This window comes from SAR86 cluster bacterium (genome assembly GCA_029268615.1).
In the GTDB taxonomy this organism is placed as follows: Bacteria; Pseudomonadota; Gammaproteobacteria; order Magnimaribacterales; family Magnimaribacteraceae; genus JAQWNM01.
This window is the reverse complement of record JAQWNM010000010.1, coordinates 243,477-255,877: the sequence shown is the minus strand read 5'-3', so window position 1 is coordinate 255,877 and position 12,401 is coordinate 243,477. Positions and strand designations below refer to the sequence as shown.

Sequence of the window (12,401 nt, the reverse complement as noted above, 5' to 3'; positions counted from 1 at the left end):
TAAAGTGGCAATAAAAAACGTTTCAGGCGCAGAAGCTTTAATGCTTTCTTTACGCGATGCAGGTACAGATCTTCTGTTTGGTTACCCAGGAGGAGCGGCTTTATTTATTTATGATGCTTTATTTCAGCAAAAAGACATAAAACATATTTTAGTGCGACACGAGCAAGCTGCAGTTCATGCAGCAGATGGGTATGCGAGAGCTTCAGGCAAACCTGGAGTTGCTCTTGTGACCTCCGGACCAGGCGCAACCAATGCAATTACTGGAATAGCTACGGCCTTTATGGATTCCATTCCTTTAGTGATTATTTCAGGCCAGGTAAAAGCCCCTTTAATTGGAACTGACGCTTTTCAAGAAACAGACATGATTGGAATATCAAGACCTGTAGTAAAGCATAACTTTTTAGTACAAAGAGCCGAAGATATACCTGATATTATAAGTAAGGCTTTTTATATTGCTACTTCTGGGAGGCCTGGACCTGTTGTTGTAGATATTCCAAAAGATCTAACCGATGCAGAGCATCGAGTTTCCTATAAATACAAAAAGAATATTTCTATTAGATCCTATAAACCTAAAGAAGATGGGCATCCAGGTCAGATAAAAAGAGCTATTAAATTATTACTACAAGCAAAACGGCCAGTTATTTATTCTGGAGGTGGTGTGATTAATGCTAATGCTTCAAAGGAGTTAATAAAAGTTGCTAAATTATTAGATTTCCCTGTAACAAGTACTTTAATGGGCTTAGGAGCTTATCCTGCAAATGAGAATAGATTTTTAGGAATGCTTGGAATGCATGGAACTTATGAAGCAAATATGGCGATGCATGAAAGTGACCTTATATTTGCAGTTGGGGCAAGGTTTGATGATCGGATTACTAATAATCCAAAGAAATTTTCTTTGGAATCAAAAAAGATCCACATTGACATTGATCCGGCATCAATTGATAAAATTATAGACATAGATGTTCCTATAGTGGGATCAACAAAATCTGTGTTGAAGAGTATTTATGAAGGTTTAATTAAGAAAAAACATCTAATAGAGAAAGATAAGATAGGTCCTTGGCACAAAAAGATTAAGGGGTGGAAAAAAGATTACGGCTTGGATCATGATTTAATAGATAAGAGACCTAAAGGAAAGAAAATATTACCACAACAGGTAATACAGGCTTTATATAAAGAAACTAAAGGGGATGCATTTGTTACATCCGATGTTGGCCAGCATCAAATGTTTGCTGCTCAGTACTATAAATTTGATAAACCAAGAAGGTGGATTAATTCTGGAGGATTAGGCACTATGGGATTTGGCCTTCCAGCAGCTATGGGTGTTCAATTTGCCTTCCCTGATGACATAGTTGCATGCGTTACTGGAGAAGGGAGTATTCAGATGTGTATTCAAGAATTATCTACGTGTCTTCAATATGGACTACCTATAAAAATAATCAATGTTAATAATGCAGCCCTGGGAATGGTAAAACAATGGCAAGATATGCAGTACGATGGAAGATTATCACACAGTACTTATGAAGATTCTTTACCAGATTTTATAAAATTAGCAGAATCTTATGGTCACGTAGGAATAAAAGTTACTCATTATAAAGATCTCAAGAAAGCTATGAAGCAGTGTTTTAAAATGAAGACAAAATTAGTTTTTTTAGATATTGATGTAGACCCTGAAGAGCATGTTTATCCTATGTTAGAAGCTTCAATGTCTTTGGCAGATATGCATTTAGATAAGACAAGAAAAACAGGGTCATGCAAAAAGTAATATCTTTATTGATGGAGAATCAGGCAGGTGCTTTATCTAGAGTTGTAGGATTGTTCTCACAAAGAGGGTATAACATTGATTCTTTGATAGTTGCTCCTACTTCGGATCCAACGGTATCTAGGTTAACTATGACAACTCAAGAAGAAGAAAGAGTTGTGAGGCAAATAATTAAACAGGTAAATAAACTAATAGATGTAGTAAAAGTTAAAGATCTAACGGGGATTAATTTAATAGACAGAGAATTACTGTTGATTAAAGTAGCCATCAGCAAAAGAAATAAAAATCTTTTAAAGAAACTTAATTGTTCTATTCTTTCAGAAGAGAATAAATTATTAGTCGCTGAATTTGTTGGAACTTCCGCTGAAGTAGATAAAATAATTCTCAAATTAAAGAATTGTCCTCTTTTAGAAGTAGTAAGAACAGGAGTCTCTGGGATATCCTCAGATGAAAAGATATTTAGTGTAAGGGGTTAAAGAAAAGAGGAAATATATGAAGATTTATTATGACAAAGATGCAAATTTAGAATTAATTAAAGGATTAAAAGTTACTATCGTAGGTTATGGCTCTCAGGGTCATGCACACGCAAATAATTTAAAGGATTCAGGTGTAGACGTATCTATTGGACTTAAAAAAGATTCATCTTCATGGAGTAAGGCAGAAGCTGCTGGCTTTAAGGTATTTGAAGTCAAAGAATCTGTCAAAGAGGCTGATATGGTTATGATTTTAATGCCAGATGAATTTCAATCAGAAACTTATAGTTCTGAGATTAATAAGTATATAAAGCACGGCTCTGTGTTAGCTTTTGCCCACGGCTTTAACATACATTATAAAATGATAGTGCCAAGGGAGGATCTAGACGTAATTATGATAGCTCCTAAGGGGCCTGGCCATACTGTTCGTTCTCAATATTTGGAAGATGCCGGAGTACCCTCTTTGATTGCTATTTACAAAGATATTTCAGGAAAAGCAAAAGAAATAGGCTTGTCTTATGCGGCCGCTATTGGAGCTGGAAGAGCGGGCATCATAGAGACTAATTTTAGAGATGAAACAGAGACAGATTTATTTGGAGAACAAGCCGTTCTTTGTGGAGGACTTACCTCTTTAATCCAAGCAGGATATGAAACTCTTACAGAAGCGGGTTATCCGCCTGAAATGGCTTATTTTGAATGCTTACATGAGGTAAAGCTGATAGTTGATTTGATTTACGAAGGCGGCTTGGAGAATATGCGTTATAGCATTTCAAATACAGCTGAATTTGGAGATTATACGAGTGGTCCGAAAGTCATCACTGAAGAAACTAAAAAAGCCATGAAGGAGATCCTGATCAATATACAAAATGGAAAGTTTGCTAATGAGTTTGTTAATGACTGCAAAGCAAGTAATGACGGCTCTGGCGGTCCTAAGATGAAGGAATTCAGAAAGATTTCCAACGAGCACTCTATTGAAAAGATCGGAGGAGAACTTAGAGGTATGATGCCTTGGATTTCTAAAAATAAACTTGTTGATAAAACAAAGAATTAAAAATTTAAGTGTCCAAAGAAACAAAAGATTCTATACCTCCTCTTTATGATGAACATGAAGAAATAGTCTCCGAGGCAGGCAAAAGAGTTAAAAGAAAAGGTATCTTCTTATTGCCTAACCTATTTACAACAGCTTCTTTATTTTCGGGTTTCTTTGCGATAATTGCATCTATAGAAAGTAATTTTATTCTCGCAGGGATGGCCATATTTGCTGCACAAATTTTTGATGGTTTAGATGGAAGGGTTGCTAGATTAACTAATGCAGAAAGTCCTTTTGGTGCTCAATATGATAGTCTGTGTGATGTGATATCCTTTGGAATAGCACCTGCCATTATGGTGTTCTTATGGGGCCTTGAAGAATTAGGTAGAGTGGGTTGGGTGATATCTTTTCTTTATTTAGCAGCTACAGCGCTTAGACTGGCAAGGTTTAATGTAGAAATAGAATTAACGGATTCAAAATTCTTTTCTGGTTTACCAAGTCCAGTAGCAGCAGCTTTTATTGTTTATTTTGTGTGGACACTTAGTGCTTCTGGCATTCAACAGGAGACAGTTTCTTTTTCCTTAGCAATTTTGACTGCTTCTTTAACTGGGCTAGTTACGATGCTTATGGTGGTTAATGTGCCTTACTATAGTTTTAAAGATATCAATCTAAGGAATAGAGTGCCTTTTTTTGCTATTCTTTTTGCTGTCTTCATAATTGCCTTAATCTCCATAGATCCACCCATTGTTTTAGTGGTATGCGCTTCCACTTATGTGATTTCTGGGCCAATTATTTACTTATTAAAAGCTATACGGAACTAAAATAGTTTTTCAAATTTTTTAAATAAATAAGTATCTTGTATCAAAGTCTTAACTTTAATCTTTCTAAGATAAAAGTTAAAATGCGCACCCCGTCAATAAACGGGTCTGTAGCTCAGTTGGTTAGAGCGCACCCCTGATAAGGGTGAGGTCGGAAGTTCGAGTCTTCCCAGACCCACCAACTTAATTAAATTTTAATTTAGTTTCCTTTGTATTAATATTTACAAGAATTGATCTAGATCAATTACCTTTGTTTTCTTTCATGTAAGATTTAGAAGTCTCTAATGAATAAGTTAAAACAAAGAAAGGCTGATACAATTCTAATCAGCTTAGATAAGAGTAGATTTCAAAATTCTGCAACTGCTTATTTGACTGAAACTTTCTTTTAAAGAAGATGAATCCTAATCAGTTATCCTATGAAGGCTGGAATAAAGTAGCAACTTCAATAGAAGTCACGAAGGATCGACCCTATGGCCTTTCTCGTCCAGACTTTATAACTTCATTATGTTTGTGGCGTACCAGCAAAGGTAGTGTTGTTGCCTTGGAGAGGTTCTGCCCTTTTATGGGGGAAGATATGGCAGTCGGCAAGATAGAAAATGACTATTTAGTGTGTCCGAATCATCGTATGTTTTGGGATAAAAATGGGCGATTAAAAGGGACCTCTACCTTCCTCTTAAATGATTATCCTTGGCTTATTTGTCACTCCTTTAAAACCAAGGAAACCAATGGTTTTGTCTACGTTTGGTGGTCAAGTTTGAAAAAGAAAGAAAAAGGTAATGACTAAAATTTGGAGTAAGGCAGAACTTCAAACGCTAATAGAATTAGGTTGAATCTTTCTTACTTGCATGATTTTATGAATATTTTTAATGGGTTTATCTTTGTACCTCAATGAGATTTATGGATAAAGATAAAACAAAGGACTCTTTAAGAAAAGAACTTAAAATGTTGAAACAACAACTTTCCAAGCTAGAAGATGAAGATGGTCTTTGTTTTTGGACAGGAGATGGAGAAGAAATTGAGACTCTGTATGCTAATATTAAAGTAGTAGAATCAAAATTAAACAAATAGAATAGAAGTGTGGCTAAAAATAACTTAGCTCTATGTAGAGTTTGTCAATATCGTGATATATGCATTCCTAAATCGTTACTACCTTCACTGCAAGAACCTTTTGTTCAAAAAATTGCTTCTGATCTAGCCCAACAAACTTCTTTTGTTAAAGGAAAATTGGTGTACAGACAAGGAGATGAATTTCAATCAATTTATACAATTCGGTCAGGATGCGTAAAAACTTTCAGTCTGGATAAAGACGGTGAAGAATTAATAGAGGGTCTATTCTTTCCAGGAGAATTTCTAGCTTTGGATTGTATTTCCTTTAAAAGATACTCTCACTTTGCAGTTTCTACAGAGGATTCTGATCTTTGTTTAATTAATTATCATAATTTGGAAACCTTTGCTTGTAGAGAATCTCAATTAGCTTTGCACATTAGCAAAGCCATCAGCGGTCAATTATCTAAACAACTAAGATGGGCTCAAAGTCTTACAAAAGGTAACTCAGAACAACGACTTATTACTTGGATATTTATTGTAAGCTCAAAGCTCAAATTGGAAGTCAAATCAAGTTATCAGTTTCCTGTACCTGTAACTAAAGCTGAAATAGCAAAATTACTTCAAATGAGACCAGAAAGTTTAAGTAGAGTGATAACTAAGTTAAATAAAGAAGGACTTGTAAATTTTGGCAATAAAGAATGCACAATAAATGACAAAAAAACACTTTTTCAAAGAAGTTCCTTAAAATAAAAAAATTTTAGACCATATAGATTTACTATTCCTTCATACGGTCAGTGAATCTCTCTCAAGGTAGAAATTAATTATTGGTTTCTTTAAAATAAGTATTAGGAGGAAGGAATTTATATGTTAGAGAAAAATGAAGAAATTATTAGAGAATTTATCTCTTCTTGGTCTGAGTTAAATGCAGATAAATTGGCAGATTTTTTTTCTAAAGATGGTGTTTATCACAATATACCTATGGAGCCAGTCAAGGGTAAAGAAAATGTAAGGCAATTTATAACCGGTTTTATTCAACCTTGGACCGAAACCACTTGGGATATTCTATCAATAGCTTCAGCAGGTGAATTGGTAATAGTAGAGCGGCTTGATCGTACCCAGGCAGGTGACAAGGCTGTGGATCTTCCTTGTGTTGGAGTGTTTGAAATGCAAGATGGGAAAATTAAAGTCTGGCGAGATTATTTTGATAGTAATACTTACTTTGAAGCTATGGCTTGAGATCCTTAGAAATACTTTAAAGGCTTAAATTACTTTATGAAAAATCCCTTTTTAAAAATAGTTGTTGTTTTAATAAGTGCTGTGATTGTTTATGGAGTTTTAATGTTCGGCTTCTCTGAACTAGGTGGGGAGGTGATAACTCTAATTAGACCAGAAGCTGATGGTAGTAATAAAAATATTAGAGTTTGGGTTGTAGACTCAGATAATCAATCATGGATTGAACATGGAGATAGCAAGACATACTGGATACAACAATTAAATAGTGATCCTGAACTTTCTATTATTAGAGAAGGGAAAGAAGGTAAGTTTTTAGCTTTTACTGACAGGGAGGCTCATGATTTTTATCACAGTTTGAGAAGAGAAAAGTACGGACTCTCAGATAAGGTTTTGGAAATGCTTACCTTTAACGCAACAACTAAAGAGAACTGCAGTGGTATTCCAGTGAGACTAGAGAAAATATGAAAAATTTAATGAATTTATTGAGACAAGATTGGAAAAAAAGAAGTTGGTGGATGTCATTGTTATTTTATTTTTGCTTGTATATGACTTTTATCTACTTACCTTTTGATTTATTCTTAAAACCAGTAGCAGAAGATGAAGAAATTTGGTTTGGTTTCACCCTGATAGGTTGGTGGGCGAAGGCTACAGAGCCTTTACATTGGTTAATTTATGGTTTGGGTGCTTATGGTTTTTGGCAAATGAAAACTTGGATGTGGCCATGGGCAAGTATTTATGCTGCTCAAATTGTTATAGCAATGTTTGTTTGGAATATATTAAAGGATAATAATTTAACTGCAGCTTTTATTTCGGCTTTAATTTTTTGTATTCCGATGATAGCTTTATGGCGATCTAAAGATCAGTTCACAGATTAGTGCAAAAAATTTTAATATCGACGTACAGAAATAAATCATAGAGATTTTGTTCAAGCCTTTCCAGGCTCTTCAATACAAGTTAAAGTTAGTAGATAAATTTAATATGAAGATTTTAAGAATAACTTTTATAAGCTTAGCCCTTTGTTATATTAGTTTAGTTGTAGTGTTTGAGTCTTGGTTAGGCTATTCTCAACCTACAAATACAAATACTCTAGTTATAACTACTTTAGATAATAATCAATCAAAAGACAGAGTACTTTCAGCTGTGAATAATGACGGAAAGCTTTATGTTTCAGCAAATCATTGGCCTCGTGCATGGTATAGGCAGGCTAAGTCCAATCCAAATGTAGAGGTATTGTATAAAGGAAAAAAAAATCTTTATTTAGCCATTCCAGTTGAAGGTAAGGAGCACGCTAAACTTATCAAGGAGCATGCTCATTCATTATCTTTTAGATTACTTACAGGGTTTCCTCCTAGGTATTTTCTTCGTTTGGAAATTAAAGAATAGAATTAATTTTCAGCTTACTTTTAATAGATAATTTTTTATGACAGTATTAGACCTATGAAACGTTTTTTTCTCTTTTTAATTAAATTAGTTGGAGGTTTTGCCGCTCTAATTGTCTTGGTTGTGATTTCTCTATTTGTTGTTGCTAGATTCAGTGATGGTCCAATAGGCAATGGACCTCCTTTAGAAATGATTACTGCAGGACCTTTTAAAACAGGGGAGTTGCAACTAGGCGAAGAGCCTGATTGGAGTTTCTTAAAAGATTATCCCGTAGTTAAATTTCAGTTATTGGATCCTCCTCGGTCTCGTGCTACTTTTATTATGGAAACAGGAGGAAGAATTTTTATACCTTCAGGGTATATGAATAGCACTCTAGGAAAAATATGGAAACACTGGCCAATGGAAGCAGAAGAAGATGGTAGAGCACTTTTGAGGGTTGACGGTAAACTGTACAAAAGAAATATGGTTAGGATCGAAGAGGGCAAGATCTTAAGTGATGTGTTGTCAGAGCTCAGTCGTAAATACGCCGGAGGTTTTCCTGTTTCTCAAGAAAATATTGATTCTGGAGATTTGTGGATTTTTGAGCTAGAGCCAAGAAACGATTAAATTCTAATTTGATTCCTCTAAAGACTTAACGGTCTTTTCTAACATTAAATCCAGAGGAGTTAGTTCAATTTCAAGTTCTCTGCTCGCAGATAATGGTTCTACGTTATCGTCATGATCTAAAACTCCCAACATAGCCCTACTTACAGGAGGACGTGAAGATAACATTTCAAAAGTCCCTGCCAGCAAATACCCAAGAAAAAAGGGTAGAGAAATAACTTTTATTTTAACTCCTAATAATTTAGCAGTTTTCTCAACTAATTGCTCCCTTGTTAATGAAGTAGGACCTGCAAGAATTTTAATTCCGGTCGGAGAAGATTTTTCGTTTAAACTTTTTCTTATATCTATTTTTAAAGCCTCAATAATATCTCCTGCATAAATAGGTTGCTCCAAACTGGATTTTCGAAAAGTAAAATTAAACTTGGAAAGAGCACTTTTTTTTAAGGCAATACTGGCATAATCATTCTCTCCTAGAACCATTGGCGCCTGAATCACTAAACATGGTATTTCAGAATTTAGAAAAAGTCTCTCTGCCACTCCTCTAGAAGAAAAACAATTATTTTTTGATTCCTGATTAGCACCGACTATGCTGATATAACATATTTTTTTTACTTTACTTCCTTTAACTGCATTAACTAGAATTTTCGTAGTTTTTTTATGTACTAAATCAAAATTATTATTTCTACTTTCTTTAATAATTCCCACTAAATGGAGTACATAATCGCAAGAGCTAACTAACTTCTCCATTATTTTTAAGTCCAGATAATTACATCTAACTATTTCTACATTTTTTATGTCATTGTCTTTAACTAAAATCTTCAAATCATTTTCAGCATTCTTAGATCTCACTAAAGCACAAATGTCTAAATTACTTTTAGATAATAAGAATTTTTTTCCTAAATTACCATTAGCACCCGTTATTAGTATTCTCTCTTTCATTTCTTTAATTTGTTTAGCAAGGTCCATAATCTTTCAGATATTGAGATTATGGTCGATGTAATCAGAATCCAGGCACAAGCAATAAATAAGCTGTAAGGAAGATCAATTCCTAACCCTTCTGAGAAGATGCAAATACTAACTAAAATATAGTAAGCCACACCATTAGAGCGGCCTAAAAAACTTGTCCGTAATTTATGTCCACTCAATGCTTTGGAGTCTAAGACATACTGAGAAAAAGAAACAATTACCAGTAACGGAAGAAGTATTGGGATGTTATGCGTGTTATTTAAAGCAAATAATAAAATAACTACTAAAAAAGCATCGCAAGAATGATCCAATAAACCTCCAAAAGCACTCTCTTGTTTTTTCTTTCTTGCTATACGCCCATCCAATATATCGCTGAAGATAGCTAATATTAAAAACATACTAGCAGCTGCCCATCTGTTAGAAAGAATCATCCAAACTAAGATTGGTGCAATGACCAATCTAAATATACTTAAGGAATTGGCTAGAGTAAGAAAGTTTTTCACTTAATTTTATTTGTTTCCAAATAAATCTCTATTTGCTCTAGGTAAGAACATCAAGCCAATTACGGCATTAAATAGAATGAAGAAATTATGCTGTAAGAATCCAAAAGCAGCCATTTGACCTTCATTTTCAGGGAAAAGTATTATCCAAGAAGTAATAGCTGCTGCACGCATAGGAGTAGGCACTGTTGCAGCAAAAAATATTATTGGAAGAAGTGGAAGTAAGGCTATAGAAGATACTTCAACACCAAAGAAGCCAAGAGCTGTTGAATAAACAAATACTGCGGCAAGTAACAGAGGCGATCTCAATAAGAAAAAAGCTCCGTAATGCTTAAGTTTTGCTAGCCTGAAAGCATGGAAAATTTCTAAATTTCTAATTTTATTATTTTGAAATAGTGGTCCACGAAAGAAAAATACCCAAAAAGTAAAGAAAAAAGCACCACCTATGGCAATATATTTTATAAGTCCAAAAACTACAGGTAAGTCTTTGCCTCCTATTGCAAATCCTATAGTGGCCCAAACCAACAAATAGAATATTTCACAAAACATTATAAATAACATTAGAGAGGCTACTTCCCATCCAGGCACTTGATCTCGTCTATTTAGGTAATAAGCCATAGCACCTTTTCCTATCTGTTCATTAAACATGGAGATGATGTAAGCACTTGCGCGAATAGGCATAATATCTGTGTATTTGATGTCTTGGATAAACCAATTAAGTGCTCTGGTTATTATTAGAGTGTCTAAGGCAAAATACAACAGACAATAAGCCGTCATCATTAGAATCCATGGTATCCAATTTACTGCAGAAAAAACGATTAATAGGTATTGGATTAAAGATAGGTCTTCTCTTAAAGCTGCTCCATTTAATCGATAATATATGTAATAGAAACAAACAGCTGTTATTCCTAATAGTATTATCTTTCCTATCCGATTAGTTTTCTTAGGTTTATTTATAGTATTGCTCTCAGAAGTACTCAATTTTTTCTCCTATATAAGGAAGTTGAAGTCTTTATGGGCTTGTAGGATACTTTATTTATTGGTAAATAATATTAATTTCAAATTAAACTTGATAAGTTTATTAGTATAGTTTTTTGAAAGAGCCTTCATAAATATGATAAACCTTATTTTGACAAATTTTAATTTTTCCAGATCATCATTAGATTGTTTTATGTTATTTTATCTAAAAAGATAGGTGTCTTCATAAGAATTATCAGAAAATCAAAAATTTAAATTTAAGTATGATTAAAGCATTTAAAAATTTTATGTCCAGACGCACAATTAGTTCCGACATCAGGAATCGTGCAATGAATATCTTTTCCAGTAGTACAATTTTTGAAGAAACCCGTACAAAAGTTGAAGCTTTAAGGTTACAAGAAGAGAGGCCTCATGAAGTACTGTATTTTCATAAAGTAGACGACCCATACTCCCATCTCACTATTCAATGTATCGATAAGTTTAAATCATCTTACGATGTTATTTTTAAGCCAGTTTTGGTTGGGGAAGAAAATCCTGAGACAGTTCATGAACCTTCACTCTACAATAGATATTGTTTAGAGGACGTTAAAAAGATTGCTCCATTTTACGGCACTGAATTCTCTGCAGATGCTTATCCATCAAAAGAATTAGTAGATAAAGCAAATTCAATCCTTGCAGCGGTGGATGATACAAGTTTCGGGGAGATTGCAAAAACTATTAGTTTTGCTATATGGAAAGGAGATCATGAAGTTTTGAATGATTTGTATTTAAAGTATCAAGCCGCCGACGATGAAGTCACAGCTAAGTTAATTAGTGGAAATAAAATAAGAAATGAAAAAGGTTATTACTTTGGTTCAGCATTTTATTATGAAAAAGAACTTTATTGGGGGGTAGATCGTTTGCAATACTTAGAAGAAAGACTCACAGAGCTAGGAGTAAAGAATAACTCTAATAATGAATCTATCTGTCCGATAAAATTAAAAGCTCCGACTAAACTCACCGCAGAAAAAAAGGTTAATCTTTATTTCTATCCTTCGCTTAATAGCCCCTATACCTTTGTTGGCTCTAAAAGAGTGAAAGAAATGCGAGAAGATTATCCAATTAATTTAATAACTAAACCCGTTTTGCCGATGTTGATGCGCAAAATGATAATTATAGGTGCTAAGGCAAAATACATTATTTCGGATGCAGCCCGTGAAGGAAGAAAGTATGGGTGTGAAATGAAATCAATTTATTCGCCCATTGGTAAACCAGCAAGAAAAGCTTATTCTTTGTTTCCAATTATCGATGAAACTGGAAAGGGGTTTGATTATATAGATGCGTTACTAAAATCTTCTTTTCAAGATGGGATTAATATAGGAGAAGAAAGTTATCTAGAGAATCTAGTTACTCAGTTAGGACTGGATTGGTTGCAAATAAAGAAAGACCTGAATACAAAACATTGGAAAAAGATTTTGAATGATAATTTAGAAGATATGTATTCAGGGAATTGTTGGGGGGTGCCAAGTTTTAAAGTCACTGACGCCGATGATAGCAATCCTTTTTATGTTTGGGGTCAAGATAGAATATGGCTACTAAAGGAAGAAATTGCTGATCGTTTAAAAAAGAATTGAT

General features: G+C 34.0%; 16 protein-coding genes and 1 tRNA gene. 14 read left to right on the top strand and 3 right to left on the bottom strand.

The window, feature by feature from the left end; translation table 11 throughout:
* Nucleotides 1-10: 10 nt before the first annotated feature.
* The 13 genes from P8J93_05765 (at nucleotide 11) to P8J93_05705 (ending at nucleotide 8,346) form a co-directional block, all read left to right on the top strand.
* Nucleotides 11-1,762, top strand: coding sequence for an acetolactate synthase 3 large subunit (locus tag P8J93_05765; protein ID MDG2061301.1), 1,752 nt, complete (start codon nucleotides 11-13; stop codon nucleotides 1,760-1,762).
* The gene (gene ilvN, locus P8J93_05760) at nucleotides 1,750-2,235 is read left to right on the top strand and encodes an acetolactate synthase small subunit (protein MDG2061300.1); all 486 of its coding nucleotides are present in this window, start codon (nucleotides 1,750-1,752) and stop codon (nucleotides 2,233-2,235) included. The genes P8J93_05765 and ilvN overlap by 13 nt, the downstream gene beginning before the upstream one ends.
* Before the next feature lie 16 nt (nucleotides 2,236-2,251).
* The gene (gene ilvC / locus P8J93_05755; protein MDG2061299.1) at nucleotides 2,252-3,283 is read left to right on the top strand and encodes a ketol-acid reductoisomerase; all 1,032 of its coding nucleotides are present in this window, start codon (nucleotides 2,252-2,254) and stop codon (nucleotides 3,281-3,283) included.
* An 8-nt stretch (nucleotides 3,284-3,291) separates the two neighbouring features.
* Nucleotides 3,292-4,083 (top strand): CDP-diacylglycerol--serine O-phosphatidyltransferase, encoded by a 792-nt coding sequence (gene pssA / locus P8J93_05750; protein MDG2061298.1) that lies wholly within the window; start codon nucleotides 3,292-3,294, stop codon nucleotides 4,081-4,083.
* A gap of 101 nt (nucleotides 4,084-4,184) precedes the next feature.
* Nucleotides 4,185-4,261, top strand: a tRNA-Ile gene (locus P8J93_05745).
* A 213-nt stretch (nucleotides 4,262-4,474) separates the two neighbouring features.
* Nucleotides 4,475-4,864, top strand: a complete 390-nt coding sequence (locus tag P8J93_05740) for a Rieske 2Fe-2S domain-containing protein (protein ID MDG2061297.1) — start codon at nucleotides 4,475-4,477, stop codon at nucleotides 4,862-4,864.
* A 104-nt stretch (nucleotides 4,865-4,968) separates the two neighbouring features.
* The gene (locus tag P8J93_05735; GenBank protein ID MDG2061296.1) at nucleotides 4,969-5,148 is read left to right on the top strand and encodes a hypothetical protein; all 180 of its coding nucleotides are present in this window, start codon (nucleotides 4,969-4,971) and stop codon (nucleotides 5,146-5,148) included.
* Nucleotides 5,149-5,157: 9 nt separating this feature from the next.
* Entirely contained in the window at nucleotides 5,158-5,877 is a 720-nt protein-coding gene (locus tag P8J93_05730; GenBank protein MDG2061295.1) for a Crp/Fnr family transcriptional regulator, read from the top strand.
* Between the two features lie 114 nt (nucleotides 5,878-5,991).
* Nucleotides 5,992-6,363, top strand: coding sequence for a limonene-1,2-epoxide hydrolase family protein (locus tag P8J93_05725; protein MDG2061294.1), 372 nt, complete (start codon nucleotides 5,992-5,994; stop codon nucleotides 6,361-6,363).
* A gap of 36 nt (nucleotides 6,364-6,399) precedes the next feature.
* Entirely contained in the window at nucleotides 6,400-6,825 is a 426-nt protein-coding gene (locus P8J93_05720) for a hypothetical protein (GenBank protein MDG2061293.1), read from the top strand.
* The gene (locus P8J93_05715; GenBank protein ID MDG2061292.1) at nucleotides 6,822-7,235 is read left to right on the top strand and encodes a hypothetical protein; all 414 of its coding nucleotides are present in this window, start codon (nucleotides 6,822-6,824) and stop codon (nucleotides 7,233-7,235) included. The genes P8J93_05720 and P8J93_05715 overlap by 4 nt, the downstream gene beginning before the upstream one ends.
* A gap of 103 nt (nucleotides 7,236-7,338) precedes the next feature.
* Nucleotides 7,339-7,743: a nitroreductase/quinone reductase family protein gene (locus P8J93_05710; GenBank protein ID MDG2061291.1), complete on the top strand. Its 405-nt coding sequence runs from the start codon at nucleotides 7,339-7,341 to the stop codon at nucleotides 7,741-7,743.
* Nucleotides 7,744-7,797: 54 nt separating this feature from the next.
* Entirely contained in the window at nucleotides 7,798-8,346 is a 549-nt protein-coding gene (locus tag P8J93_05705) for a hypothetical protein (protein ID MDG2061290.1), read from the top strand.
* A gap of 3 nt (nucleotides 8,347-8,349) precedes the next feature.
* Here P8J93_05705 and P8J93_05700 read toward each other — a convergent pair whose 3' ends face one another.
* From P8J93_05700 to P8J93_05690, 3 genes are read right to left on the bottom strand one after another with little or no spacing between them, the layout of a single operon-like run.
* On the bottom strand, nucleotides 8,350-9,282 hold the full coding sequence (locus P8J93_05700) for an NAD(P)H-binding protein (protein MDG2061289.1): 933 nt from the start codon (nucleotides 9,280-9,282) through the stop codon (nucleotides 8,350-8,352).
* Nucleotides 9,279-9,812, bottom strand: coding sequence for a CDP-alcohol phosphatidyltransferase family protein (locus P8J93_05695; GenBank protein MDG2061288.1), 534 nt, complete (start codon nucleotides 9,810-9,812; stop codon nucleotides 9,279-9,281). The genes P8J93_05700 and P8J93_05695 overlap by 4 nt, the downstream gene beginning before the upstream one ends.
* A gap of 6 nt (nucleotides 9,813-9,818) precedes the next feature.
* Nucleotides 9,819-10,790, bottom strand: a complete 972-nt coding sequence (locus P8J93_05690; GenBank protein ID MDG2061287.1) for a hypothetical protein — start codon at nucleotides 10,788-10,790, stop codon at nucleotides 9,819-9,821.
* 284 nt (nucleotides 10,791-11,074) lie between these two features.
* Here P8J93_05690 and P8J93_05685 point away from each other — a divergent pair, with 284 nt between their 5' ends.
* Nucleotides 11,075-12,400, top strand: coding sequence for a DsbA family protein (locus tag P8J93_05685; protein MDG2061286.1), 1,326 nt, complete (start codon nucleotides 11,075-11,077; stop codon nucleotides 12,398-12,400).
* Nucleotide 12,401: the final 1 nt, after the last annotated feature.

Bases quoted from the DNA above. Each gene is read 5' to 3' on its own strand.
- P8J93_05705 (MDG2061290.1), top strand. From the start codon at position 7,798: ATGAAACGTTTTTTTCTCTTTTTAATTAAATTAGTTGGAGGTTTTGCC.
- P8J93_05720 (MDG2061293.1), top strand. From the start codon at position 6,400: ATGAAAAATCCCTTTTTAAAAATAGTTGTTGTTTTAATAAGTGCTGTG.
- P8J93_05710 (MDG2061291.1), top strand. From the start codon at position 7,339: ATGAAGATTTTAAGAATAACTTTTATAAGCTTAGCCCTTTGTTATATT.
- ilvC (MDG2061299.1), top strand. From the start codon at position 2,252: ATGAAGATTTATTATGACAAAGATGCAAATTTAGAATTAATTAAAGGA.
- P8J93_05715 (MDG2061292.1), top strand. From the start codon at position 6,822: ATGAAAAATTTAATGAATTTATTGAGACAAGATTGGAAAAAAAGAAGT.
- P8J93_05735 (MDG2061296.1), top strand. From the start codon at position 4,969: ATGAGATTTATGGATAAAGATAAAACAAAGGACTCTTTAAGAAAAGAA.
- P8J93_05685 (MDG2061286.1), top strand. From the start codon at position 11,075: ATGTCCAGACGCACAATTAGTTCCGACATCAGGAATCGTGCAATGAAT.
- P8J93_05700 (MDG2061289.1), bottom strand. From the start codon at position 9,282: ATGAAAGAGAGAATACTAATAACGGGTGCTAATGGTAATTTAGGAAAA.
- ilvN (MDG2061300.1), top strand. From the start codon at position 1,750: ATGCAAAAAGTAATATCTTTATTGATGGAGAATCAGGCAGGTGCTTTA.
- P8J93_05725 (MDG2061294.1), top strand. From the start codon at position 5,992: ATGTTAGAGAAAAATGAAGAAATTATTAGAGAATTTATCTCTTCTTGG.
- P8J93_05740 (MDG2061297.1), top strand. From the start codon at position 4,475: ATGAATCCTAATCAGTTATCCTATGAAGGCTGGAATAAAGTAGCAACT.